The sequence below is a fragment of the Metabacillus sp. B2-18 genome, from assembly GCF_021117275.1.
Classification (GTDB): domain Bacteria; phylum Bacillota; class Bacilli; order Bacillales; family Bacillaceae; genus Metabacillus.
Genome location: NZ_CP088245.1, coordinates 3409510 through 3436035 on the forward strand (window position 1 = coordinate 3409510; position 26526 = coordinate 3436035).

Sequence of the window (26526 nt, forward strand, 5' to 3'; positions counted from 1 at the left end):
ATACCTCCTATAAGCTTTCCATCATCTTGTACATCGGTAAAAGCATAGACAAATAGACAAATAACACGATCATACCTACAAATCCATAAATAGCTGGCTGAACGACTCCCATTATTTTCACCATTTTTTGCTCAAGCTTATCGATAATAAGCTGGCTATACGTGTAAAGTTCTCGTGACAGCTGACCATTTGCTTGTCCATGCAAAATAACAAGGGAAAGCTCCTTTTCATAAAAGCATCGTTCACCAATAATGTGATGAAGTTGTTCACCAGCTCGTAATTGTTGAATGAGGTAGCCTGCCTCTACCTTAAAAAACGGCAATAGATTCTGACTTTCAAACACTTTTAAACTCTCAAAAGTAGACATCCCCCCTTTTAATAAATTACTTAATTGCAGAGCAAAAAAATAACTGTGTGAAATAACAAATATTCGTTTTAAAATGGGTATTTTAATAATGGTATTCATTTGTAAATCTGCTGACTGCTTTTTAAATATAAAAAAGAAATAAATAGCAATTATGATTACTGCTACCACTAGTAAGATTCCTGACAGCTTTAATGTATTAAAAACGATTATTAAGAAAAGTGAAAAAAAGGAGGTTTCAATATTCATAGAAGCATATAACTGCTCAAACTGAGGGGTAACAACAAATTGGATCATTAATAAAATAATTGCCACTGTTGATAATAAAAAGATGGGATATCGTAGTAGCTTTGCTAGCTTATCAAACTGTGTGAGTTTTTTATCCAAAATTCCACTGCATTCTTTTAGTGAGAATTCTAGGTCTCCATGCTGTTCGGCAAAATAAAGATAGCTTAACACATCCCGATGAAAACTTAAGCTTGAAAGAGCTGCTCGAAATGAGTTACCTGCTGATAGGTATATCATACATTGCTGTAAATCAGCTTTTTTATAACCCTGCTCATTAACATGAAGAAACTGTAAGGCTTCATTTAATGTATACCCTTTATCTAGCAAACTACTTAATCTTTTTAACAATGATAATTGATCTTTTAAATTCCATTTTTTATTAATCTTCATAACGAAACACCCAACGGTCATAAGAATTTGGATAAAGATATCCTAGTGCAATTCCCTTTTTAATAACATCTTTTAATGTTGGGTATTGGTAGGAAGCTAATTCTCCTTTCGCCTCCTTTACTACAGCTGTTAGGTTTTTTCCATATAAAAGCTCATAGATACTTAACCTTCTTTTTTGTCTTAGCTTCTTACAAAAAGGAGAGCATTGATCTTCACAGAATGGACATTTAAGTTGAACTAGTCTTTGAGCTGAGACCGCAATTAGAGTTTGTTCAATTTCAGATAAACTTACATCGAATTCCATTAATCGATATATCGCTCCTTTTGCATCTCTTGTATGCATGGTTGATAAAACAAGATGACCCGTTAGACTGGCGCGAATCGCAATTTGAGCTGTTTCTCGATCTCGTATTTCTCCAACCATAATAATATCAGGATCATGACGCAGAATTGCCTTTAACCCAGCAGCATAGGTAATCCCCGCTTTTTCATTAACTTGAACTTGCAATACTTCCTCACTTTTCGTTTCTACCGGATCCTCTAACGTGATAATATTTCTGTTAAAATGACGCTTTGCATAATGAATGAGAGAATAAAGTGTTGTTGTTTTACCTGAGCCAGTTGGGCCGGTAAAAATCATTAAACCATGTGAGTGATTCAAAATGGAGAGCAGTTTGTTTGTTGTGGCAGGAAACAATGATAAATGTGTTATTGGCGGTATTTTCTCTTGTGGCAAAATTCTAATCACAAGACTTTCTTCGTGAATGGTAGGGAGGGTGGATAATCTTAGATGAACATTTAGATTAGTAGTAGAAAGTGATAGTGATCCATTCTGAGGTCTTCGTCTTTCTCCAATATCCATCGAAGCCAGAAATTTTAGATGAGAGATGATCCGACCACAGATCTCTTTTTTCATCGTATGTTTTTCAATTAAATCATCATCAACTCGAAACTGAATGAGTGTGTCTTGTTCTCTGGGAATAATGTGAATGTCTGAGGCTCTTAATGCACAGGCTTCTTCTATAATACGTTCACTGATTTGTTCAATTGGTTTCACTTTTACTTCTCCTTTCTTCTTTGTACAACCATTGTACAGAATGGTAAGATTTTTTGCACATCGGTAAAAATGAATTTTAAGGGCGGTTTAATAGGTCATTATTCTTTATTCATAGGAAGAAGATAAATTTATTGTGATTTTCTGTTATAGAAAATGGAAAATCGAACATAATAGAGGTTGTAAGTCGGATTGAGGGAAAGTATTTCACTCAAGATATCCTCTTGCTGGGGTAGTGCTTTGAGATGGGGCTTTTAGTGAAACAGAATCTGGTTTACTTTTTACTTTGCACTTACTTTATCTCAAGTCATACTTAGTCGTCGACGATATTTCGTGATATTTCCTTCAGAAATATCACGAAATATCCTCTTGCTGGGTAGTGCTTTGAGATGGAGCTTTTAGTGAAACCAAATTTGGTCTACTTTTTGCTTAGCACTTACTTCATCACAGGTTCTACTTAGTTGTCGACGATATTCCGTGATATTTCCTTCAGAAATATCCCAGAATATCCTCTTGCGAAGCAATTTCATGAAGCAGCTTCGAAGAAGATGATTCATGAAGGTTAATCAATGGGCTATAGCCAAGCGGTAAGGCATCGCACTTTGACTGCGACATGCGTTGGTTCGAATCCAGCTAGCCCAGCTATCTGAAAAAGACGTTTGCCTTGTGGCAGACGTCTTTTTCTTTTATGATACTGATTTTTTTAGTTCCTGTTTTCTTGCTACCTTGCTTAGTTCCTGTGGGTTGTAGCCTACGATCAGTTTGTTTCCGTCTGTGATGATTGGACGGCGTAGGAGTTTTGGTTCTTGGTGCATAAGTGTAAGTACTTCAGATAGAGAGAGTTCATTTACGTCGATATTTAAGTCTTTATAGGTTTGGCTCCTTGTTGCAAGAATTTCATCTATGCCTTCTGTTGTTAAAGATAAGATTTGTTTAAGTTCATCTATAGATGGTGTGTCACGAAAAAGATGTCTTTCGTGAAAGTTTACATTGTGCGCTTTTAGCCAATGCTTTGTTTTTCTACATGATGTACAACTTGGGTAACTGTAGAACGTTAGATTATTCACGATACTTCCTCCTCAGGTAATAAGTGTTTGATCTATCATTGGCCCCTGATAACTTGTTGGTTTAATTGTACATCATTTGTATAGTTATTGTATAGTTATTTGTTTAATGATATTTTGAATTTTTTATTACAACAACCGTTTCTTTTTTAGTTTGTTGCAGCATGATTGTAAACGCTATTTACAAGTATATAAATGGTACATTATAATAATTAAAGTGATGGACTTGTATGTCAGATTATGATTTGTCAAAAGCTATCATATAGATGTTATTTTTGTGTAGTTCTAACATCAGGTTTATCTACCACTTTAGCTTATGGCAAAGTCAACAAAGGAGGGATACATATGGATCGTATGTTCCGAGTATTAGGTTTCTGGACGGGAATCTTCGCAGTAATGTTCTATCTTGGGGATATGAAGACGACTTCCTTACTCTTTTTCGGACAAACTGGATTTTTTGTTTTCTTATCTTATTTAAAATTATCCGAACGCATGTACATTTATATTTTTGGTGCTTACCTAACTATTTTCTTTGTCGGATTTACGTACTGGACAACATTTATGATGATTCCAGGACATAACATGGGACATTAATTAAAACACCAATGTAAATGAAAAAACAGGCAGCTATTTTGTATAGCTGCCTGTTTTTCTATTATTAAAAACCATTTAAAAAAGGATTGCTTTCCATCTCTTGTTCAATACTGGTTACCGGACCATGTCCTGACAAAACAATTGTTTCTTCTGGTAGATTCAATAGCTTGTTATGTATGCTTTTTATTAGTTGCTCATGATTGCCACCCGGCAGGTCAGTTCTGCCAATGCTACCTGCAAATAATGCGTCTCCTGAAAAAACGATCCCTGCTTCTTCTACATAAAAAGAAACGCTTCCCGGGGAATGACCAGGTGTTTCATATACTTGTAAAGAAAACTCACCTATCTCTAATTTTCCTTCACCTTTAATTAATTTATCAGGCTCTGCCACACTAACAGCACCGGCCATAAAAAATTGAGAACCATTTAGAGATGAATCTGACAACCAATCTTTCTCCTGTTTATGTACATAAACAGGAATTCCCCATTGCTTTCTCACATCATCTACTGCGCCAATATGATCAAAGTGAGCATGTGTAAGTAAGATCGCTAATGGTTTTATATGTTGCTGCTCAAGTAAGCTAATCAGCTTTTTCCCGTCACCACCTGGATCAATAATTAAACATTCCTTCCTTTCATTGAAAAAAAGATAACAATTCGTTTGCAGTGGTCCTAAAGGGAGTTGTCTCCATTTCATATTCTCATCCTCCAAATTTTTTACTTGCTTTCATTTTACACTATCTATCAACATGATGATAACCACATGATGGTTAATAATAGAACATGATGGAAAATATAGTGGTATCTGTTGAATCAAATAGAATCGAAAATAAACTCGACAAACGTCATGAAACCGATTAAAATATTAGAAGGACTTGTTATTGTATTTGTTTTTTAAACAACTGATTCAACGAAAAATGATCTACATAGAGTAAGGGGGCTTTATTAATGGGCTTAGTGATTATTTTTGCACTTGTAACCATTCTAGGGATTTTCGGACTTATTCGTTCACTGAAAGATAAAAACCTTCTTGGTGCAGCATTTGCGTTTGGTACTTTAGCTGTATTTGGATGGTTTGCCGTAATGACCTTTATTCACCACGGTTACCCAACTGCACACTAATAATTAAAAACAGAACAAACCCCTTGGCAATATGCTAAGGGGTTTTTTACTGATTATTTTTAAAAATGCTTCTGTACACTTTCTAGTTTACTTTCCATTGTAGACTTTTTATCTCGTCGATCATCGATTCGAATATTGGTTGCTACCCTCTGAATTCCTTTATTAAAAGGGGCTTCATGAATGTCTTCAACCACTTGAAGCAATGTATGTAACTCCCCTTCAATAATGGTATTCATTGGAGTTAGCTGATACTTTATTTTCCCTTCAGATTCGTATTTTTTAAGGATTTGTTGAATATCTGCTACATATTCACTAACACTTGGTGTATTTGTTCCGATTGGAATTACTGTTACATCTACTATTGCCATATTTGTCATCCTTCCTACTTTAAAGAAATTAGCTTTAACATCTTTTGTGAGTCCAAATTGATTAGATGCTCATATCTAGCACCATATAGTGCATAGTCCCCGTTTGGTGATAATTTTATTGGGAGATTTTCCATTTTTTCTATAACAGTTTGTTTTTCACCAGAGTCTAATGAAAAAGAAATTAGAGAAAACCCTGTTTTTTCTTTATTCACTTCTAGCATGTAAAAATGGTTATTATTATCCATATCATGATATGGAATTGACCAATCAGAATAAAGGGCAACTAGACGTGTCGGCATCTCCGAAAGTTGTTGTTGACTTGTTGAATCATAAAAACGAACAGTTGCTGTACCATCCTCATCCACTATTTCAATCGTAGACATTATGTTTGTGTAATTAGTATTAGCAACAACCCCATCAGAGACAGAAGTCTCCTCTTTGCTATCAAGGTTATAAATATATAATGGAGCAGTTAAAGCCGGTGCTTCTTGATCCCACTTTAAATAGCTCACTTCATGATCATTTATCCATTGAATGAACGGGATATCAACTGGATTTTCAACAAGTGTTTGCTCTTTTGTATCAATTATGTACGTATTATAGGTCCAATCTTCATTAAAACTAGATACAAAAAGCTGATGTTGATTTTGCTGATTCCAAGTGTACTGAAGCTCATATGATTCAATTGTCGTCTGATATTGCACCTTTGCCTCGTTGTCCACAATTATTAATTCTGCTTCATAGCTTGAAGGACTAGTATGAATTAATAAAAGACTATTGTCTTCATTTGCTTCCAATTGAACAATTGGTGCCTCTGATGTAAAAAACAATGTTGAATCTCCAGAGTATATATTATACGTATATACTTTAGATCCATCTGAATCATTGAGGATATAAAAAATGGTCTTGTCATCCTTCCAATCAGCAACTGAGTGGAATTGCGCCTCCTCTGTTTCTAACGGTAATGTGAGTTGTTTTCCCTGAAGTTGATTTCCTGAGCCCTTTACAGGAGTTTCTTGTTCCCTCATAGATAGTAACTCTTCATCATTCTCTTGTTGATGAGATGGATTACAACCCGATCCAAAAAGCACGATTAACAAGAAACATAAACATAATTTAGTTAATCTCATCAACTTTTCTGTCACCTGTCTCTCCTAATTTTTTCTCTATTATTTCATACGTTTTATCATGTTAAAATGTTTCATTTTATTATTAGATTATTCCTCATTAAAAAATAACATACTGAGGTGTAAAAAAAAATCAAAGCCGATGAACTTTTTTTGAATTTCTTAACTTTAACACTATATAAAAAAACGAGTGAATGAATATTGTTCAATCACTCGTTTTAAAAAGCTTGCTACATATATAATCCTGCGTAGAAAATACCCTTACTCTTTTTATAAATTTCATCAAATTGGTCAAACGGTAAAGGGTTCACACCATTTCCTAGCTCAATTGTGTAGCCTGGTTTTCTATAGTCATGAACGAACCAATCTCTGAAACCCGCATGACTGTCTATGTCTCTTACTGCTTTGTATCCACTAAGACGTTCAAATTCTCTTACAATCGCTTCTGCTTCTTCAGGTTCTTTCCTTAGATATCCCCAGTAAATCTCTTCTCCTTGTGTATGAAATGCCAATACACGATCAAAATTTTGTTTTTTAACAAGATTTGACAAAGCCATTGCTTCAGGCTCAGTTAAAGGAGCATCTCCAGGGTAATCACGTGGTGCTGGTGTTTTTGGAATTTTACGGGCTTTTTCAATATCCCAGTTAACAGGGTATTGATTATTCAAATCAATACCTCTAATATTTGCCTTCCACTGTGAAAAATCGATGCTTAAATCATTCATTTGCAAAAGACCTGCTTCGTAAGTGTTATCATGTGGTAATCCATTTAAAACAAGATCTACTCCATCAGGATTGACCATCGGGACAAATGAAAGAGTTGTTTCTTTATATATAGATTGGACATCATGCCCATTTATTCGCGTTGAACCGTTCCCTAAGGCATCAACATATTCATGTAACCAATACATCATCACACTCGTAGTTATCCATTCATTTGCATGAAAAGAACCGTTCATATGAATCTTTTTAGGACCATTCCCGATTGTTAATTGATAAATAGGTTTTCCTAACACACTATAGCCAACTATATCCTTTTTTATAAAAGGATACAAAAAAATTAATTTTTCTATTTCCTTTTCTAACTCATTTGAATCATAAGGTTTCTTCATCTTTAGTTCGGATTTTATTATATCGTCACCAACTAACTCCACGATATCACTACATTCAACAATAGATAGGCAGTTAACAGGAATATTTAACTGAGTGTTTGCTTCTATTTCACCTCTCAGCTCAACATCATTGCTCTCATGTAAAAGCTGATTGTCGAGTTGCAAATGAGTTGAAAGATCATTAAGTGAAATGCTCTTAATTAAGCGGATAATCATCATTGAACCTCCAATTTGCCTATTTAGTTATAGCTTATGTTAGGTTGGTTCAATTGTTGTTAAGTTCATTACTGTTTTTCAATATCAAAAAGGGCTGACTCTCTAAGACTAGCACCTTAGTTTGAGTCAGCCCTGTTATTAATTTTCTTCTTCTACTACTGTTTCTGCTTTTACTTCTGTTTCTTCTGCGTTTTCGCCATAAAATCGTAATAAGTCACCGTAAATGATTTCATCAGAGTAATTTAGCTCCTGCTTTGCTTTTTCCATATACGGATCACATACAGCCTGATCTGTAGGCTGGCCTGTTTCTTTATCATAGCAAATACCACGTGTGTAAACATTGTTTTCAGTGATAAAGCTTCCATCTCTTAAAACTGTGAACGATAATTTATCATCTGATAACGCATCTGTACCAAACTGTATTTGCTCACTAGTATCAATACCTAATAAACTCATAATTGTTGGACGGATATCAATTTGTCCTGCTACTTTCGTAATGTTCTTAGGATCTTTATCCGTTACACCTGGTATGTGAACAATGAAAGGAACACGTTGTAATTGTACTGTTTCAAACGGAGTAATCTCTCTGCCAATAAACTTCTCCATTGCTACATTATGGTTTTCTGAAATACCATAATGATCACCATAAAGGATGATGATTGAGTTCTGATAAACATCTGTTTTCTTTAAGTCCTCAAAAAATACTTTTACTGCCTCATCCATGTAGCGAACAGTTGGAATATATTGATTTAACGTTTTACTATTAGAATCAAACTCGTCAATCATACGATCCTCTTCCCCAAGTTCAAAAGGAAAGTGGTTTGTTAATGTGATTAATCTTGTATAGAATGGCTGTGGAAGATTATCAATATGTTGAACTGACTGTTGGAAAAAGTCGATATCCTTTAAGCCCCAACCAATTGAATTTTCTTCAGTTACATTGTAATCATTAACATCAAAGAATCGGTCATAGCCAAATCCTTGATACATCAAGTCACGATTCCAGAAACTCTTATTATTCGCATGAAACACTGTTGAATAGTATCCAAATTCTTTTAAAATTTCTGGTGTTGCATTGTATTCATTATTGCTGTTTGTAAAGAATACGGCACCACGACCTAATGGATATAAGGAGTTATCTACAATAAATTCTGAGTCAGATGTTTTCCCCTGACCTGTTTGATGATAAAAGTTTTCAAAGTAGTAACTCTCATTGATTAGATCATTTAAAAATGGAGTAATTTCTTGTCCATTTAATTCTTCATTTAGTACGAAGCTCTGTAACGATTCGAGTGAAAGTAAAATTACATTACGACCTTGTGCTATTCCTTGTAGGTCTTCATTTGAAGCTTTACGGTTAGCATTTACATAGTTCTCTATCTCAGTCAAGCTATCACTGTCCGCTAAAGCACGTTGGGCAGATGTTTTTGACTGCAATACCGCATCATAAATATGAAAGTTGTAAACACTGATGTTTTTTACCAGCATTTCTCTATCAAATGAACGTGTTAATAATTGTGGTCTTTCTGTTTCAGCTAATCCTAAATTAAAAAAGAATACAGCGGCTACTAGTAGAAAATAAGCGGACTTTTCTTTTCTAGTCAGTAATGAAGCGGATCTGAAAGTTGGCTTTTTTAATAACCAATATAAAATAGCTAAATCAACAAACATTAATAAATCACTAGGTAAGAAAAGATTTGTAATACTACTTCCTAAATCTCCCATATTGCTTGTCTGAAACAATACTGGAATTGTTAAGAAATCATTGAAAAATCGGTAAAATACCATGTTTGCCAGGAGCAAACCTGTTACAAAGATACTAGCACCAAATATATAGCGGTTTCTGTTCTTCTCCTTCATGAAAAGTCCAAAACCAAACATTAGTAACAGAAAACTTAATGGATTAATGAATAATATAAACTCTTGTGTGAAGTTTTCAATTTTAATATCAAAGCTAGTTTTATAGACAATGTATGTTTTTATCCATAGAAATAACGTTGCTAATAGTAAAAATGAGATTTTTGAAAATGTCTTTTTGCGCATCTAACTACCTCCTCATCCCATGGGACAATTACGCTACCTTTTATCTCTAATTTTTTCCATTTATTAGGTTAGTATTAAACAACTAAAACATATCTTAATACTTTCTTTACAAAAAATCAATGTTTTTTCATACGCCCCTTACAATAGCCTGCTAGAATAATAATGTTAAGCTTATTCTCTATACCCTAGTATTAGACGTCCTAAAACATAAAAAGTTTCGTTTTCTTTAAAAGTAAAATAATTCTGAAAATAAACTCAGGAATATAGTTCTACTTTTGATTACATACAAACGATTCATTTAACTCAGTAATTTTAACATTAAAAATAAAAGGAGCTCTCTCATGGAGGCTCCTTTTTCCTATCACCTATCAGTATAGTTTATAGGTCTTTTTACGTGTTAATTTTATTTATTTAGTAATTTTGTCTTTACTAACCATGCTCCACCGATTACACCTGCATCATTCCCTAATGTTGCAACCGAGATGGACGCTGCTTTAGCAACTCGTGGGAAAGCAAAGCGTTTAAAATATTGCTCAACTCTAGAGATAAGATGGTCGCCTGCTTTAGATACTCCACCACCGATTACAATCTTTTCAGGGTTTAATCCATTGGATAAATTTGCAAGTACAAGTCCTAGTTGAAATGTAACATAATCAATTACTTCTACAGCTAAAGAATCGCCTTTTTCAGCAGCCTCAAATACATCTTTTGATGTTAAATCAGCGATTGTCTTAAGAATGCTATCCTGATCAGATGATTGAAGCTTTTCCTTTGCTATCCTTACGATTCCAGTGGCTGATGCGATTGTTTCAATACATCCAGTTTTACCACACCCACATTGAGCTCCACCTTCAGGGACAACCGTAACATGTCCGATTTCACCACCTGCTCCATTTACACCGTGGATAACCTCTCCATTTGAAATAATACCGCCACCAACACCAGTACCTAGTGTTACACAAATTAAGTCCTTAGCGCCGTCTCCAGCACCTTTCCACATTTCACCTAGTGCTGCAATGTTTGCATCATTATCAATAACAGCAGGTAAACCGGTTTCCAGCTCTAAATGATCTCTTAATGGATAGTTTACCCAGCCAAGGTTTGGTGTTTCATAAATAAGTCCGCTCTCTAAATTAACTGGACCAGGAGCGCCCATCCCTACTCCACCAAGTCTTGATTTATCCATTCCTAGTTCTTCAAGCTTTGTATCAATTGCTTTAGCGATATCGGTTGTAATTGCCTTCCCTGATTTATCAGTAGGAATTTCCCATTTCTCTAAAATCTCTCCATAGTAATTAATAAATGCCATTTTGATTGTTGTACCACCTAAATCTACACCCACTAATATTTTCTCATTCATTTAAAATCACCTTTTTCTACTATTATATATGTGTTCATTAGTAAACGTTTTCAACCCTATTACTTTTTACTTATACAAATCACTAAACGTAGATTATCCTTATCTTTTAAGTTTTGTATTTCTTGTCTTAAGAGTAGAACTGCCATTTGGTAATCCTTTGGCTCTAACAAATTTGATTGATACAACTGTTTCATTTCTTCTTCCATTAATTCTAGGTCAGAAACTCGATCGCCTATGTAAATGATCGTTCCAAATTTTTTTAAAAGCTGCTGAACGTCATATATCGTTTTCAAGGTATCACCTACTTCATTATAACTAACATTTCTAAGCACTTAGTTATAAGCACTACTTTCAAGTATAAAGGAATTGAAAAAAGCGTCAAGAAAACGTTTATAATTTGTAAGGTTTTTTGACAAGATTATTTTTCTAGCATTCCCCATACTATATTTCAATATATTAAAAATCATCAAAAACCCTCTAATTCTCCTTATTTTTATTGGATCCAATAATATAATTTATTTTATTTATCAGAATAATTTATTTTTTCTAAAAAATATATTGTCATTTCTAAAAGACAAGTTTAAAATAGGGTTACTTATTAATTGGAAGTTTTATTAGGGGGAACAAGTAATGGTAACTTTTATTTTATGTGTACTTATTTTAATCGTAGGATATTTCGTTTATTCGAAAGTAGTTGAGCGCGTATTTGGTATTGACGATCAACGTGTAACTCCTGCCTACGCAAAAACAGACGGGTTAGACTATATGCCTATGAGCTGGTGGAAGGCATCACTTATTCAGCTACTAAATATTGCAGGCTTAGGTCCAATATTCGGGGCGATTATGGGAGCTCTTTATGGACCAGTTGCATTTATATGGATTGTTGCTGGATGTTTATTCGCTGGCGCTGTTCATGATTATTTTTCCGGCATGCTTTCTATTAAACATGGCGGTGAACAATATCCAACACTTGTTGGACGTTACTTAGGAAAATCAGTTAAAACAATCATAAATTTAGTATCACTTGTGTTAATGATTTTAGTTGCAGCAGCTTTCACAGCGGGACCAGCTCAATTAGTTGAGCAGTTAACACCTTTAAGTTATTCAGCTTCTTTAATACTTATTTTCGTTTATTTCGTATTAGCAGCTGTTTTACCTATTAACAAACTAATCGGAAAAATTTACCCAATTTTCGGACTTATCTTAATCATCATGGCTGTTTCTATTGGGTTTGCTTTATTCTTTATGGATCATTCCATTCCAAATCTAACCGTAGAAAATTTACATCCAGGTGAATTACCAATTTGGCCATTACTAATGGTTACAATCTCTTGTGGAGCCATTTCTGGTTTTCATAGTACTCAAAGTCCAATTTTAGCTAGAACGTTAAAGAAAGAAAGCAATGGACGTAAAGTATTTTTTGGTGCAATGGTTGCTGAAGGTATTATTGCAATGATTTGGGCAGCAGCTGGTATGACATTCTTTGGAGGACCTGATGGACTTCAAGGAGCTCTTGCTGAAGGTGGTACAGCAGGTGTTGTAAACGAAATTAGTAAAACAACATTAGGGCAATTTGGTGGAATTCTTGCCGTACTAGGCGTCATTATTCTTCCTATCACAACAGGAGATACAGCATTAAGATCATCAAGAATGATGCTTGTTGAATTATTAAGTAAATTTGGAAACTTTGATTCTAAAATGAAAACTGTATTAATGACAATTCCAGTTATCGTTCCAACTTATCTTCTAACACAAATGGATTATTCATTCTTATGGCGTTATGTTGGTTGGACAAATCAAGTAGTTGCAACAGTGATGCTATGGACAGCTGCAATGTATTTACTACAGAACAACAAATTCCACTGGATTTGCAGCCTTCCAGCATTGTTCATGACAGCAGTAACTGGCTCTTATATTTTCTATGCACCAGAAGGATTCCAATTATCCTATCAAACTTCTATGATCATCGGTTCACTTATCTTTTTAGCTGTACTAATTTGGTTCTTAACTCAAATGAAAAAATATAAAAACAATCCTCTTCCATATGAAAAGGTTGCTTAAACCCTAAAAGGGCTGACAAATTGTCAGCCCTTTTTTAACGATCAGGATCTTGTGGATGTAAAAATGTTGGTCGACGATTTTTCAATGGCATTGGTGAACGGAATAAAACATCCCTTAGAGCACGTGCATTAAATGGGATAAACGGATATAGGTATGGAACATTGAAGGACTTCATACGCGCAAGCATAATAATCCAGCCAGTAATTCCAGCTACTAATCCTATTACTCCTAACCATGCGGTAAATAGAAGTAACACAATACGGTAAATTCGATTAGCTAGGCTTAATTCGTAACTAGGAGTTGCAAAGGTACCTATTGCTGCAATGGCTAAATATAAAATCACTTCGTTTGTTAGAAGGCCAACTTCTACCGCTACTTGTCCAACCATTAAGGCGGCAACAAGCCCCAGAGCGGTTGCTAACGATGATGGGGTATGAATGGCAGCCATCCTTAAGATATCAATTCCAACTTCAATCAGAAGAAACTGTAGAAGTAATGGTACTTGACCTGGATCTTCAATACCAACAAATTTCATACCAGGTGGCAATAGACCAGGATTATCAGCAAATAAATACCACAGAGGTAAAATAAAAATTGAAGCCCACACTGCGATAAATCGAACCATTCGTAAGTAAGCTCCGACAATCGGCTTATTTCGATATTCCTCAGCATGCTGCAAATGATGCCAAAATGTTGTTGGAGTGATAAGTGCGCTAGGAGACCCATCGACAAAAACAATCACATGTCCCTCATATATATGAGCTGCTGCTGTGTCAGGACGTTCTGTGTATCTTACCATGGGATATGGGTTAAGATGTCGACCTGAGATAAATTCCTCAACTGTTTTTTCTCCCATAGGAAGACCGTCTGTATCAATAGCCAGTAGCGACTTTTTTAAATCCTCAACATGTTTCATGTCTGCAATATCCTCTAAATAGCAAACAACCACATCTGTTTTCGAACGTCTACCTATTTGTAAATACTCCATTCTGAGAGATCGATCTCTAATTCTTCGTCTTGTTAATGCCGTATTAAATACGATTGTTTCCACATACCCGTCTCTTGAACCTCTAACAACTTTTTCCATATCCGGTTCCTGTGGCCCACGGACAGGATATGTACGGGCATCAATTAAGATGACTTGATCAATACCTTCTATAACAAGAGCTGTTGGCCCTGCCAAAACGGTTCCAACAACAGTATTTAAATCATCTGTTTTCTCAATTTCAACGTACGGGATATACGTTTTGAGTAGCTTTTCAAGAGTATTTTCCTCGAGCTGCTCAGGTGTAAGCTCAGATAAATATCTCATTAAATAATGTAAGATATCATCTTTTACAAAACCATCCACCATAAATAACGCCATTTTACGTCCAGCATACTCAACATCGAGCTGAATTACATCAAAGCTTTTCTTTACACCCAGTCGTTCATTTAAGTACGATGTATTTTCCTGAAAATCCTTCGTTACAATCTTTTTTTCTACCTCATACGCCATAAGATTTCTCCATTTCGTATCACGATTTGTTACACATCTTTGACGTATTATTGGTAAAACATACCTATATTCCATTAATTTGTTATTTTTAGCTTGTACTCATAAAATCGTAAATTGAATCATACAATTTAGCAACCTGTCCTTCTCGGAGTTGATAAAATGAAAACAAAATGGATGATTGTCATCATTCTTGCCCTTATAACGTCTGGTATTCTTTATTTCTCACATGGTCAACGTGTTCGTGAGAGCATCATCTTTTTTCCCATTACCGATTCTGTAGCTTTTACAACAGCTTCAACTTCACTTGAATTTGTTGAAAATATGGATGATGATGAGTATGTCATTGAATGGGATGTTACCTCGTTTACAGACAAAGTCATTTTTCTTAGACAAGATTTATCTCTTCTTTTCTCTGATGGTAAATTAATTGATACATTATCAGAGTGGGAAGACCAAAGCCAAAAGCTAGCACAGTTTAAAAAGGTAAATGGTGAAGACAGTAGCCATTATGAAGCCATTAGTCTTCATTATGGAGAGATCCATTTGGAAGATGATCAAATCCGTAGTACACAGCAGATGACAAGTGATCATTTATATGTCATAGATTCGGAATTCACAAATGCTTTTTCATTTAAGAACGCACAAACAGAGGAAGAACTTGAGTGGAAAGATATTTTAGACAAAGTAAAGGCACAACACCTTGAATATAGCTGGAATCATTTAATAAATCATTATCAGATAAATAAAAATGAGTACGAGGCTATTCCATTAACGGAGCTTGCTAGATATAACACTGAACCTCTTTTAGGTCTTTCTAAGGCAAAAACACAAGAAGTCATCGGAAGTCTTTGGGAGGGTTTATATAAAAACTACTTCTTAGGTTTAAAAACAAAAGAAGGTAAGGTCATTGAACCAATTGGTAGTGCAATGCCTCTCCTTCTATTTGCAAAAGATTATTCACATATTTTAGTACTAATTCAAGCAGAAGACGGTACTCCTTTTAAATTTATTCAAAACATTAAAAGTTAAGGAGAAAGCTCATTCTGAAAAGCTTTGTAATTTTCATTGTTCGGATCATATTCTAGAGCTTTTGACACTTGTTCTAGCGCTAAATCCAATTTATTTTGGTTAGCGTATAATACTGCTAAATTAAAATGTGCTTGGTGGTAGCTGTCATCATTTGAAATGACTTGTTGCAGGTGTTCCGCCGCTTCATCGTATTTTTCCAATTGAATGGCAGCTACAGATAATAAAAACAAGATATCATTTGAAGTCTGATCACTTGAAATGGCTTCTTGTAAATATGTGTAAGCTTCTTCAAACTCTTCATTTTGAATAAGCTCCTGCCCCTTCATCGCTCTATACTCACTATATTGTGCTTGTGATTGGTCCATTCCGTACAAGAATAACCCTATTAACAATGCGATTGTTATGATAAGTCCGCCAACTCTAAGAAACCATTTTTTTTGGTTGGGCAGCTGAACGATGCTTGCAGCGAGAAATCCGCCTATTAACCCTCCTATATGCCCTGCATTGTCTATATTAGGGATTACAAATCCCAGCGCCAGGTTAATACCAACAACCACTAAAATATTTGAGCCCATCGTTCGGAAAAACACTTTTCGATTATAGACACCAATAAATAGTAGAGCACCAAAGCAGCCAAAAATAGCTCCCGAAGCTCCAGCGGACAGAAATGGACTGAAGGCAAAGCTGACAATTGAACCAGAAACCCCTGCTACAAGATAAATGAATAAAAATTTTCCTCTTCCATAAGCCCTTTCAACTGCCGGCCCAATATAAAAGAGAGCAAAGCTATTCATAAGCAGATGAAGAAACCCGATATGTAGAAAAACAGGTGTTATAAACCTCCACCATTCTCCATCGTAAATAAGCGGATTAAATTTAGCTCCGAACTGAATAAGTGTATTCGTATCTGTACTTCCTCCAAAAAGCTCAAGCACAAGAAACATAAGAATTTGAATGCCTAGAAAGATATTAGTAAAGAAAGGCTTGCCATTTTGAAAGAGCCTTTTTTCTTCCTCTCTTAGTTTATTTTGATGAGAAATAACTCGTGTCCTAATTTCATGAAGCTGAGATTCAGACACATCGGGAGAATCAAAATCTTTTACGGTGTCTAAAGGAAGATGTAGAGTATCTGACAACTTATCTAATCCTGGTTTCAGTTCAGCTTTCACAAGTATCATTGAGGTAATGTCAATGCTGCCCTTTCTTCCACCACTATAGCCCTTTAAAAACACTTCAGGATAATCATCTACAGGCGGCAAGCTAGAAAAATAGATATTTAAAACCGTCAAAGGACCTCTAACCCCTGTTTTTAAAAGCTGCTCAAATTTTCGACCGGCTTGTTCAATATCAATAGCAAGTGTATTACCCCAATCAACATCAGTTCTCTTTACCCTAATAATTGAAAACTGTTTCTTTCTAAAAGGTTCGAGCATAACCTCATTTCCATCTTGGGAGATAGCTAAGATTGTATACTTATGCTCAATAACTAGTTGTTCAATAAACGACCAGTAGACGTAATCCTGTTCTAAGACCATTTTAATCCGCTCCGCTTTAGTTTTCTTTATTATATCAATACATAAAAAAGAAAAGAAAGATTCTGCCTTTACAGATGAAAAAAAGCTGACAGTTCACAAGAAAGTCAGCTTTTATGATGGATTTTTTATTACGTTTTGATTTCTAAAAATTGTTCTTCTTATAAAATTAATGGAAAGCACGATTAACAAAACGATCTCTAATAAATGGTATTCTCATCGATAAATTAATAAAATATCTACGCAATTGCGGTTGACCTAATACAAAATTTACAATGCGATATCGATAACGATAAACAGCAAATGAACCTGCCGCAAGCATAAGTAATCGTCTCATGATCATCCCTCCTACACTTTATCATTAGTAGGAACGGCCGATTTTATCCTTTTAAAAAAGGTAACATTGTTTCCTTTAATACACTAACTGAGTGTTTGAATTGTTTCGTTTCTTTTTCATTAAGCTTTAAATCCAAAACCTTTTTAATTCCTTTACTGTTTACAATTGCTGGTACACCTATGTAAACATCTTTTTCTCCGTATTCTCCATTCAAGAAACAAGAAACGGTTAAAATAGAATTTTCATTATGAATAATGGCTTTTGTTAATCGAACAAGCCCCATTGCTATTCCATAATAGGTAGCACCTTTACGTTCAATAATTTGATAAGCCGCATCCCTTACACTAACAAAGAGGTGATCAAGGACCTCTTGGTCTGTTACCGTATCTAAGATTGGCATACCTCCTATATCTGCATGACTCCATACAGGAAGCTCTGTATCTCCATGTTCACCAATGATATAGGCATGCACATTACGGGTGTCCACATCAAAGTGTTCAGCCAATAAATATCTAAACCTGGCTGTGTCAAGAATTGTCCCTGATCCAATTACCTGACTCTGATGTAGACCCGAGTATTTCCAAACAGCATATGATAAAATATCAACTGGATTTGTCGCTACAATAAAAATACCGTTAAACTCATTGTCCATAACGTTTTTTACAATGTTTTTAAAGATTTTCAAATTCTTATCAACTAAATCCAATCTGGTTTCGCCCGGCTTTTGATTCGCACCAGCACATAAAACAACAATGTCAGCATCTTTACAATCCTCATAATCCCCAAACCAAATACGTGTTGAACTGGGAGCAAACGCAAGACCATGGTTAAGGTCCATTACATCTCCTTCTGATTTCTCCTTATTTAAATCAATTAAAACAAGCTCTTCTGAAACTCCTTGATTCAGCATCGCAAAGGCATAACTAGATCCAACTAAACCAGTGCCAATAAGAACAACACGATTAACATGCACAGCCATTATGTCAAATCCTTTCAATTGAGATATTTAAGTGAAAATTAGAAAAGCTAGGCACGTTGTCAATACAATTGCTGTAAAATTAACGGCATCATTGTTCATAAAAGCATAGTGATTAGATTTTCTCCCGATTTTCGAACAATGAATTCTTTTTTCAGTTACCTTTTGACAAACAGTACATTTGTATTTTATTTGAACAGTTTGCCCTAGAACAGTGTCAAAAATATTTCCAAGGAAACCAAACAGGGTCATTATTAAAACGTCTAGTATAGATAAAGAAAATACGAAACCTGACATGATACTAATAAAGAATGCCCCAACCAAACCAGCAAAAGAACCTAGCAGAGAAACAGCACCAGATGTACCCCTCTCCACTTGTTTTAGAGTAAACAACATCCTTGGACGTCCTTTACTTAATGTACCTATTTCCGAAGCCCATGTATCTGAATTTGCAGCCGCTAATGAAAGAGAAAACAATGTGATGTACAGTGTATCGTTTGTACCTTGGAAATAATAAACAACCGCAATAATTGCTGGTAAGCCTCCATTTGCTGCCACCTGCATGATATCTCTTTGATCTCCTTTAGAAAGGATATCCTGTAAAAAAGATTTTTGCTTAGCTTTAACCTTACTTAACAGGCTTGAACTTACAAAGAAACAGCCCAATAAAAATAAACCTTTCCAAGTAAATCCTAAAAAAATAGCTGACCCTACCAAAAAAGCACCAATCATTCCGCTTATCGACAATGACCTCATTTTCCAAGCCCTATAAGAGAGGAACAATATAAATAGTAATCCTAAAAGCATCTTACTTAATAACTCCTTGCTCAGTAATAAGGGTGGATACAGGAACATCATGTGCTTCTCTAGGTACTTCGTCAGTTACTTGACAAGAAAAAGCTAATGAAACAGTATCATTTTTATAATCCGCAAGATATCGATCATAATATCCCCCACCAAAACCTATTCGATAACCATTTTTATCAAAACAAATACCTGGGACAAGGATAAGATCAATTACAGAGTTTTTTACAGCTGATGTTTCTGACATGATGGGTTCTTTTAATCCGTAAAAGACCTTCTCAAGCTGATCAAAAGAGGTAATGCTTCTAAATTCCATCGTATTGGTAGCTGGATCGCATTTTGGAACAACAACTGTTTTCTTTTCAGTCCACGCTTGTTTTATAATCGGAAAAGTATCAACTTCTCTGCCTCTAGAAACTGTAACAGCTACTGTATTTGCCTTATTCCATTTTGAGAAAGAAAATAAATGCTTATGTATTTCGTTTGAAAGCTGTTGGTATTCTTTATCACTGAGTTCGGTAAGTTGTTTTAGCATAATGCTTCTAATTTCCTTTTTCTTCAAGAATATCCCTCCTTTTGTTTATAGTAGCATATTAGAAAACTCGCTGACTGGCGAAATTAAAAGGTGAAGAAAGAAGTGTTAGTTGCAAATTAAATACTACGTCGAGCAGTCTCCTGTGCTACTAATTTATACTGTAATAACGCATAAAAAAAACAGTAGGATAAAAAATCCTACTGCTTACTTTGTTTCACGGTGTACTGTCATTTTTTTCTCTCTTGAACAATATTTCTTAAGTTCAAGACGATCTGGATTATTACGTTTATTCTTTTTAGAAATATAGTTACGTTCGCCACAATCAGTGCAAGCTAATGTAATATTCACACGCATGTTTCTTTCCCTCCAAACATAAAAAACTATAAAACAAATCAGACTTTAATATAATAGCATTTTTATTTGACAAATTCCACATCTATTTCATTATATTTTAAAGATATTGTAGAAATTCAGGCTTTTTATAGATAGAAATTAAATTTTTTATAAGAATTGACCACTGATACTCCTTTATGATAGCAAAATATCCAGTATGAGCTATCTCATCGGCCTGCTTAGGATGTGAGAGAATAAAAAGTATCGTTTCTGCTAAACTTTTGCTGTTAATTTGTGCAGTTAACATGCCACGGTCATGTAACAACACTTCTTCTAGGCCTCCAACTTGAAATGAGATGATTGGTTTATGCAAAACCATTCCTTCTAAAGCAACGATCCCAAATGGCTCATATAAGCTTGGTACAATAAGTGCTTGGCAATTGCTAAGTAATGTATTACGTTCCTCATCTTTCACAAAACCTGTAAAAAAAACGTTGCTCTTGATTTGAAGAATTGTTGCCATTTGTTTTAAATGTTCTTCATAAGGTCCTTCACCAGCTATAACAAGGTTTAATTCAGAATACTCTTTATGTATCATCGAGAAGGCCTCAAGGAGAAGGTGAAATCCTTTTTCTTTTACTAATCTTCCCATCGAAAACAAAAAAGGAGAATTGATAAAAGAAAACTTTTGTAGTGCTTGTGAAGACTCTAGCATTTTTTGATAGTTTTCGATAATAACACCATTTGGTATTACCTCTATTTGAATTTCTCGTTTTACTGCTCTGTTTTCTATTATATTTTTCATATACAGACTGCAAACGATTAGCTGATCTGAAGCTTCAATAAGCTGTTCCTCATATTTGGTTATTTTGGAAAGCTCTATTCCATTATTAAATTGTTTTCGTTCATGTTCAGTAGAATGAATCGTCGTAATTAATGGTTTATGTAAATCCTCCTTAATTTGACAAGCTGATGCTGAAAACATCCAATCATGTACGTGAATAAGATCAAATGAAATGTGCAGCTCCTGAAGAACAAATTGACTAAACCGAAAATTAATGTTCCGAATAAAATCGAACAAATCTGACGAGTTTTGTTTCCATGGCAGCAAGTGAAAGATGTGAACATTTTCCTTCTTTATATAACGTTCTTTGTTACTTTTGGAAGGCGTTAAGATAATAAATGTAAGATTATGTTTAATCCCTTCCTCCACGAAATCATTTACATGCCTGCCAAGTCCCCCAACTAGATGTTCTTCAAATTCAGGTGTTAAAACTAAAATTGTTCGATCACTCTTCATCATATTCTGTATATGCTGAGAACATTGGCACCCACGTCTCGCTCTCCTTCATTTCAACTACTTTTCTCCAGTTAAGCTGATTCTTTATTCTGTTATGATTATGGTACTCTTTTTTAGTAGAGCTTTTAATGACTATAGATTCGTTTTTAGAATTGCTTACGACGAGGTCACAAGAGTATATAGCAGTCTCAAGATCTCGAACTTCTAAAACACCACTGCATTTATCTACGTTAAATGAAAATTCTTCTTTGAATTGATTCTGCCGACAAAGAATAACTCTTACTAATAAATCATTAAAATCTTCTCCAAGTAACGAGGAAACTGCTATCTTAGTAGAAGAAACTAGTTTCCAGGAAACGAGTACAACGTCTGGATAAGTGAAAATTTCTATAGTATCGACACAAACCGGCGATTGATTTCGAATAATATGTTGGTGATTAAGAAGATGATATGTTTCCATAAAGATTCCTCTCTTATTTTCATACTCCATTTATCATACCATGTGCGAAATGTATTCAAACTTTGCTTTTTTAAAGAAATATCGTCAAAAAACTACATTTTCCTCAAAATATCCCTTCTTTACAATGAAAAATTATGATATAAAGGTAAAGGGAAATAATCAAAGAAGGTGAAATTGATGACAATTGTGATTATTATTTTATTTATTATAAGCATTGCTTTAATTGGATTATCTTTTTTCCAACGTGACAATGTTAAAGAACTAGAACAAGAATTAGACCATTTACAATTATCTGCAATGCAAGAAATTTATAAATTGAAAAAGAAAATGCGCATTGTAGAAGAAGAATTATTACAAAATGATGTTCCTTTAAAAGAACAAGCAAAACCTTATCAAGAGGATGAGGGCGCAAACCCTAAACGTATATTAGCAAAGTATCGCCAAGGTATGTCACTTGAAGCTATCGCTTTATCAGAAGCTTCTTCTGTTGAAGAAATTCGCTCAATTGTGGAACAGAATGAGAGGGCATTAACATGAGTAAATTAGGCTTTCAAGCATTTGCAGCAGGCATGATTGTTGCAACTTCTGTTCTTGGCGGAACCTATCTTCTTTCAGATCATCAATCTGCAACTGCTGATAGTGAGAAAAAAGAAGTAACAGAAAAACAAGTCAGCCAATTTCTTAAAAGCAATGGACAAGTTTCCATCACATCTGAAGAGTATGAAGAGCTTTTAGCACTAAAAAAAGAAGAAGTAGTACAAGAGGACTCTCAAAATCAACAACAAACTGAGACGGCTAAAGAAACTGAACAACCTAAAGAAGCTGAAGAAAAGAAAGAAGAAGTAATAAAGTATAATATTACGATTAAGGAAGGCATGACAACTAGTGAAGTTTCTGATCTTCTAGAACAAAATGCCATAATTGCCTCATCTTTCGAATTTGATCAATATTTAATCAAAAACAACTTTCATACAAGAGTCCAGCTTGGCACGTTTGAAGTCCAAAAAGGAATGACGTTCCAGCAACTTGCAGAAGCAATTACTAGGTAACGTAAAACAGCTAAGATTCTTATTCTTAGCTGTTTTTTATTTACTTATGAATTCAAATCGTATCTCTGTCCTTTAATCAAGTACATAATACTCTCAGAAATATTTGTTGCATGATCTGCTGTTCTTTCAATATAGCGACAAATGAACATAAGCTGAGTAAGTTGCTGATAGCTATCTTTTTTAGATGACATGAGATCTAATATATCTCGAATTGTTTCTCCATATAATTCATCAACCTGATCGTCCATATCAGCCACTTCTTTTGCTAATACAAGGTCTTCTTCATTAAAAGCCTTTATCGATAATGAGAGCATTTTTGTAGCAATTTCATGCATCTTTCTAATATGTTTAATTGGTTTAACAAGAGGTTCATCACCGATTCTAATTGTTGACTTAGCTATGTTTACTGCAAAATCAGCCATTCTTTCAATATCACTTGAAATTTTAATTGCAACAATAACTCTTCTTAAATCTGTTGCAACAGGCTGTTGTTTAGCAATTAAAAGAATTGCTAAATCATTAATTTCTTCATCAAGGTCGTCCACTCTATAATCATCCTCAATAATTTGAAGAGCTTCATCAATATTTTGTTTTTCTAATGCATCAATTGACTTGTTAAGTGCAACTTCAGTAATACTTCCTATTTCAATTAGTTTATCTCTTAAGTTTTTTAAATCGATCTCGAATCTTTCTCTTATACTCATAATGATTACCTCCTATGTAAATACAGTTATATATTCCCCAAAACAATGCTTTATAACACTAATATAAGTTTATAGATAAAAAAAGTCGTGCACTTTTGGAAATGCACGACTTTTTTTATTAACCGAATCGACCTGTAATATAATCTTCAGTTCTCTTATCAACAGGATTTGAAAAGATTTTATCCGTCGCATCAAACTCTACAACTTCTCCGTTTAAGAAGAACGCTGTTTTATCTGAAATACGAGCAGCTTGTTGCATGTTGTGAGTTACTATGATAATGCTATAATCTTTCTTTAAATCTTGAATTAATTCCTCTACCTTAAGAGTTGAAATCGGATCAAGCGCTGAAGTTGGTTCATCCATTAAGATAACATCAGGCTCAATTGCTAGGCAGCGAGCAATACATAAACGCTGTTGTTGTCCCCCAGAAAGACCATATGCATTTTCTTTTAATCGATCCTTCACTTCAGACCAAATTGCAGCCCCACGTAAACTTCTCTCAACAATTTCATCTAAAATACGTTTATCTTTTATACCGTGAATTCTAGGTCCGTAAGCGATGTTATCATAAATTGATTTAGGGAATGGATTAGGTTTTTGGAAAACCATACCAACTCTTGTTCTTAAATCTTCAACCTTATAACTCTTATCAAGGATACTTTTTTCTCTATATCTGATATCTCCTGATATACGAACAACAGGTATTAATTCAACCATTCTGTTTAATGTTTTAATAAATGTCGATTTCCCACAACCAGAAGGTCCAATGATTGCAGTTACTTCATTTTCATGTATAGAAAGGTTAATGTTCTTTAATGCCTGATCTCCACCGTACCATAAATTTAAATCTTTTGTATCATATACAACACTCTTTTTATCCACTGACTTCTCTGATCTTTCAATAGTCGTTACATTGTTCTTTTCACTATCAGATAAAACTGCCATAGTTTGAAAACCCCCAAGAAATTAAAATCTATTTTGAAACTTATTTCTAATAATGATTGCAATTGAATTCATTAAGAATAATACGATTAAGAGTATAACGATTGTAGCTGCAGCAAGGTTTGCATATTCAGCAACAAGAGCAGAGTCAACAGTCCAATAATAAATTTGCATAGGTAAAATTGTAAATTTATCAAAAATTCCATCTGGAAGTGGAATTAACAAAGCCGGAATACCTATAACAACTAGAGGTGCTGTTTCACCTATTGCTCTGGAGAGAGAAAGTATTAGACCAGTTAACACCCCTGGAATGGCTGCAGGTAAAACGATATTTTTTATGGTTTGCCATTTAGTAGCTCCCATTCCATAAGAAGCTTCTCTAAGGTATTGTGGAACAGCACGAATCGCTTCCTGACTTGCAACAACAACAATTGGAAGTACTAATAAAGACATTGTTAGACCACCAGCAAGAACAATATTCCCTAATCCAAAGCTTCGTACAAATACAGTCAATCCTAATATACCGAATACGACCGATGGGACACCAGCTAAGTTAGAAATATTAGTTTGAATAATAGATTTTAATTTCCCGTTTTTCGCATATTCCTCTAGGTAGATTGCAGTTCCGACTCCTAAAAACATTGTAACAGGTGCAACAACGACCATTAACCATAAAGTACCCATGATCGCACCCATAATACCTGCTCGTTCTGCATCTGTTGAAAGTTTATTCGTAATAAATTGAAAGTCAATCCATCCAATACTATCTGAATATACACGATAGATTAATGTTAACAATACGACTAATCCAAATAGGGTAGCTAATAGAAAAACAACGTTCGCAAGGTTATTTGCAAACAATCGCGATCCCATTTTTTTCTGTACCTGTTCAACATCTACATATTTCATCTTAATATTCCTCCCTATATTTACGAGAAATATACTGAGCAACTAGGTTCATTATAAGAGTAAAAACAAATAATGTCATAGCAACAGCGTATAAACTGTAATAAATAGTTGAGCCTGCAGGAGCTTCCCCACCAGTTACTTCAACGATATAAGCAGTCATTGTCTGCATGGATTGTGTTAGATCAAAGGTAAAGTCCTTGTTACTTCCACTTGCAATTGCGACGATCATAGTTTCACCAATCGCACGAGAAATTCCTAATACAAACGAGGCGATTATACCAGATATAGCAGCTGGAATGACAACTTTCCAAGTTACCTCAAGTTTTGTCGAACCAAGGGCAAGAGCACCTTCTCTCATTGTGTTTGGTACAGAACTCATCGCATCTTCAGAGAGTGAAGCTACCATTGGAATGATCATAATACCCATCACTATACCAGGGCTTAAAATATTAGTTGGTTCTAGAGCCGGTATAAATGATCTTAATAAAGGTGTTACAAAGGTGTAAGCAAAAAAACCATATACGATTGTAGGAATACCTGCAAGAATTTCTAATATAGGCTTTAAAATTCTTCGAACTTTATCTGAAGCATATTCACTCAAGAATACAGCTGCCATTAAACCAACTGGAATAGCCACTATCATGGCAATAACTGTTGAATAGAGAGTTCCCAATAATAATGGAAGTACACCAAATACTGCATCATCACCTAATGGCTTTAAAATTGTTCCAGTATAAAAGTCTAAAAATGGAACATCTCTAAAAAAGTTAATTGTTTCAGTTAATAGAGTAACAACTATACCAATTGTTGTCAGTATTGATATTGTTGCAATTGCTAATAAAAATTTAGGCATGAACTTTTCTGTGACTGAAGTTAAATTTGTCGTGCTTCTCTTTTTTTCAATCATGTCACGGATGCTCTCTTTATTATCCAAGATCGAAAACCCCTTCCATC

General features: G+C 34.6%; 29 protein-coding genes and 1 tRNA gene. 7 read left to right on the forward strand and 23 right to left on the reverse strand.

What is annotated here, in order from left to right:
* Positions 1–7 precede the first annotated feature (7 nt).
* Entirely contained in the window at positions 8–1042 is a 1035-nt protein-coding gene (gene comGB / locus LPC09_RS17365) for a competence type IV pilus assembly protein ComGB (RefSeq protein ID WP_231307891.1), read from the reverse strand.
* Positions 1032–2099, reverse strand: coding sequence for a competence type IV pilus ATPase ComGA (comGA, locus tag LPC09_RS17370; protein ID WP_231307892.1), 1068 nt, complete (start codon positions 2097–2099; stop codon positions 1032–1034). The genes comGB and comGA overlap by 11 nt, the downstream gene beginning before the upstream one ends.
* Before the next feature lie 567 nt (positions 2100–2666).
* Between comGA and LPC09_RS17375 the strand changes: the two genes are divergently transcribed.
* Positions 2667–2738, forward strand: a tRNA-Gln gene (locus tag LPC09_RS17375).
* Positions 2739–2782: 44 nt separating this feature from the next.
* Here LPC09_RS17375 and LPC09_RS17380 read toward each other — a convergent pair.
* Entirely contained in the window at positions 2783–3163 is a 381-nt protein-coding gene (locus LPC09_RS17380; protein ID WP_098799529.1) for a Spx/MgsR family RNA polymerase-binding regulatory protein, read from the reverse strand.
* A 342-nt stretch (positions 3164–3505) separates the two neighbouring features.
* Between LPC09_RS17380 and LPC09_RS17385 the strand changes: the two genes are divergently transcribed.
* A complete protein-coding gene (locus LPC09_RS17385; protein WP_098799530.1) occupies positions 3506–3754 on the forward strand; it encodes a DUF2626 domain-containing protein in 249 nt (82 codons plus the stop codon).
* A gap of 64 nt (positions 3755–3818) precedes the next feature.
* On the opposite strand, the gene LPC09_RS17390 is transcribed toward LPC09_RS17385, so the two are convergent.
* On the reverse strand, positions 3819–4451 hold the full coding sequence (locus LPC09_RS17390) for an MBL fold metallo-hydrolase (protein WP_231307893.1): 633 nt from the start codon (positions 4449–4451) through the stop codon (positions 3819–3821).
* Between the two features lie 251 nt (positions 4452–4702).
* Between LPC09_RS17390 and LPC09_RS17395 the strand changes: the two genes are divergently transcribed.
* The gene (locus LPC09_RS17395; RefSeq protein WP_098799532.1) at positions 4703–4876 is read left to right on the forward strand and encodes a DUF2759 domain-containing protein; all 174 of its coding nucleotides are present in this window, start codon (positions 4703–4705) and stop codon (positions 4874–4876) included.
* Between the two features lie 59 nt (positions 4877–4935).
* On the opposite strand, the gene LPC09_RS17400 is transcribed toward LPC09_RS17395, so the two are convergent.
* From LPC09_RS17400 to LPC09_RS17425, 6 genes are all read right to left on the reverse strand, one after another.
* Positions 4936–5244 carry an MTH1187 family thiamine-binding protein gene (locus LPC09_RS17400; RefSeq protein ID WP_098799533.1) on the reverse strand — a complete coding sequence of 103 codons (309 nt, stop codon included), beginning with the start codon at positions 5242–5244 and terminating at the stop codon, positions 4936–4938.
* A gap of 14 nt (positions 5245–5258) precedes the next feature.
* Positions 5259–6389 (reverse strand): YqgU-like beta propeller domain-containing protein, encoded by a 1131-nt coding sequence (locus LPC09_RS17405; protein WP_098799534.1) that lies wholly within the window; start codon positions 6387–6389, stop codon positions 5259–5261.
* A gap of 212 nt (positions 6390–6601) precedes the next feature.
* Entirely contained in the window at positions 6602–7699 is a 1098-nt protein-coding gene (locus tag LPC09_RS17410) for a M14 family metallopeptidase (RefSeq protein WP_231307894.1), read from the reverse strand.
* Positions 7700–7837: 138 nt separating this feature from the next.
* Complete coding sequence (locus LPC09_RS17415; RefSeq protein WP_098799536.1) at positions 7838–9742, reverse strand: LTA synthase family protein; 1905 nt, start codon at positions 9740–9742, stop codon at positions 7838–7840.
* A 403-nt stretch (positions 9743–10145) separates the two neighbouring features.
* The gene (locus LPC09_RS17420) at positions 10146–11102 is read right to left on the reverse strand and encodes an ROK family glucokinase (protein WP_231307895.1); all 957 of its coding nucleotides are present in this window, start codon (positions 11100–11102) and stop codon (positions 10146–10148) included.
* Between the two features lie 59 nt (positions 11103–11161).
* The gene (locus LPC09_RS17425) at positions 11162–11395 is read right to left on the reverse strand and encodes a YqgQ family protein (protein ID WP_098799538.1); all 234 of its coding nucleotides are present in this window, start codon (positions 11393–11395) and stop codon (positions 11162–11164) included.
* Between the two features lie 337 nt (positions 11396–11732).
* Here LPC09_RS17425 and LPC09_RS17430 point away from each other — a divergent pair, with 337 nt between their 5' ends.
* Positions 11733–13163, forward strand: a complete 1431-nt coding sequence (locus LPC09_RS17430) for a carbon starvation CstA family protein (protein WP_231307896.1) — start codon at positions 11733–11735, stop codon at positions 13161–13163.
* Between the two features lie 34 nt (positions 13164–13197).
* On the opposite strand, the gene LPC09_RS17435 is transcribed toward LPC09_RS17430, so the two are convergent.
* Entirely contained in the window at positions 13198–14661 is a 1464-nt protein-coding gene (locus tag LPC09_RS17435) for a spore germination protein (protein ID WP_098799540.1), read from the reverse strand.
* 159 nt (positions 14662–14820) lie between these two features.
* Between LPC09_RS17435 and LPC09_RS17440 the strand changes: the two genes are divergently transcribed.
* Positions 14821–15690, forward strand: coding sequence for a hypothetical protein (locus LPC09_RS17440; protein ID WP_098799541.1), 870 nt, complete (start codon positions 14821–14823; stop codon positions 15688–15690).
* Here LPC09_RS17440 and LPC09_RS17445 read toward each other — a convergent pair.
* From LPC09_RS17445 to LPC09_RS17480, 8 genes are all read right to left on the reverse strand, one after another.
* Positions 15687–17225: a rhomboid family protein gene (locus tag LPC09_RS17445; RefSeq protein ID WP_098799542.1), complete on the reverse strand. Its 1539-nt coding sequence runs from the start codon at positions 17223–17225 to the stop codon at positions 15687–15689. The two genes, LPC09_RS17440 and LPC09_RS17445, sit on opposite strands and share 4 nt — an antisense overlap.
* Before the next feature lie 166 nt (positions 17226–17391).
* Positions 17392–17559: a hypothetical protein gene (locus LPC09_RS17450; protein ID WP_098799543.1), complete on the reverse strand. Its 168-nt coding sequence runs from the start codon at positions 17557–17559 to the stop codon at positions 17392–17394.
* A 43-nt stretch (positions 17560–17602) separates the two neighbouring features.
* Complete coding sequence (locus tag LPC09_RS17455; RefSeq protein WP_231307897.1) at positions 17603–18538, reverse strand: L-lactate dehydrogenase; 936 nt, start codon at positions 18536–18538, stop codon at positions 17603–17605.
* 27 nt (positions 18539–18565) lie between these two features.
* Complete coding sequence (locus LPC09_RS17460) at positions 18566–19393, reverse strand: DUF92 domain-containing protein (RefSeq protein ID WP_331275785.1); 828 nt, start codon at positions 19391–19393, stop codon at positions 18566–18568.
* Complete coding sequence (locus LPC09_RS17465; protein WP_255301703.1) at positions 19344–19901, reverse strand: 5-formyltetrahydrofolate cyclo-ligase; 558 nt, start codon at positions 19899–19901, stop codon at positions 19344–19346. The genes LPC09_RS17460 and LPC09_RS17465 overlap by 50 nt, the downstream gene beginning before the upstream one ends.
* Before the next feature lie 177 nt (positions 19902–20078).
* Positions 20079–20228, reverse strand: coding sequence for a 50S ribosomal protein L33 (rpmG, locus tag LPC09_RS17470; protein ID WP_026558749.1), 150 nt, complete (start codon positions 20226–20228; stop codon positions 20079–20081).
* A gap of 97 nt (positions 20229–20325) precedes the next feature.
* Complete coding sequence (locus tag LPC09_RS17475) at positions 20326–21510, reverse strand: glycosyltransferase family 4 protein (RefSeq protein ID WP_098799547.1); 1185 nt, start codon at positions 21508–21510, stop codon at positions 20326–20328.
* A complete protein-coding gene (locus tag LPC09_RS17480; protein ID WP_098799548.1) occupies positions 21497–21967 on the reverse strand; it encodes a hypothetical protein in 471 nt (156 codons plus the stop codon). The genes LPC09_RS17475 and LPC09_RS17480 overlap by 14 nt, the downstream gene beginning before the upstream one ends.
* Positions 21968–22144: 177 nt before the next feature.
* Here LPC09_RS17480 and LPC09_RS17485 point away from each other — a divergent pair, with 177 nt between their 5' ends.
* Together LPC09_RS17485 and LPC09_RS17490 are read left to right on the forward strand one after the other, a co-directional pair.
* The gene (locus tag LPC09_RS17485) at positions 22145–22504 is read left to right on the forward strand and encodes a hypothetical protein (RefSeq protein WP_098799549.1); all 360 of its coding nucleotides are present in this window, start codon (positions 22145–22147) and stop codon (positions 22502–22504) included.
* Positions 22501–23016, forward strand: a complete 516-nt coding sequence (locus LPC09_RS17490; RefSeq protein WP_098799550.1) for an endolytic transglycosylase MltG — start codon at positions 22501–22503, stop codon at positions 23014–23016. Before LPC09_RS17485 ends, LPC09_RS17490 begins: the two co-directional genes overlap by 4 nt.
* Positions 23017–23060: 44 nt before the next feature.
* Here LPC09_RS17490 and phoU read toward each other — a convergent pair whose 3' ends face one another.
* From phoU to pstC, 4 genes are all read right to left on the reverse strand, one after another.
* Positions 23061–23720 carry a phosphate signaling complex protein PhoU gene (gene phoU / locus LPC09_RS17495; protein ID WP_231307899.1) on the reverse strand — a complete coding sequence of 220 codons (660 nt, stop codon included), beginning with the start codon at positions 23718–23720 and terminating at the stop codon, positions 23061–23063.
* A gap of 118 nt (positions 23721–23838) precedes the next feature.
* Positions 23839–24666: a phosphate ABC transporter ATP-binding protein PstB gene (gene pstB / locus LPC09_RS17500; protein ID WP_098799552.1), complete on the reverse strand. Its 828-nt coding sequence runs from the start codon at positions 24664–24666 to the stop codon at positions 23839–23841.
* Between the two features lie 21 nt (positions 24667–24687).
* On the reverse strand, positions 24688–25572 hold the full coding sequence (gene pstA, locus LPC09_RS17505; protein ID WP_098799553.1) for a phosphate ABC transporter permease PstA: 885 nt from the start codon (positions 25570–25572) through the stop codon (positions 24688–24690).
* Position 25573: 1 nt separating this feature from the next.
* Positions 25574–26479: a phosphate ABC transporter permease subunit PstC gene (gene pstC / locus LPC09_RS17510; protein WP_098799559.1), complete on the reverse strand. Its 906-nt coding sequence runs from the start codon at positions 26477–26479 to the stop codon at positions 25574–25576.
* Between the last annotated feature and the right edge of the window lie 47 nt (positions 26480–26526).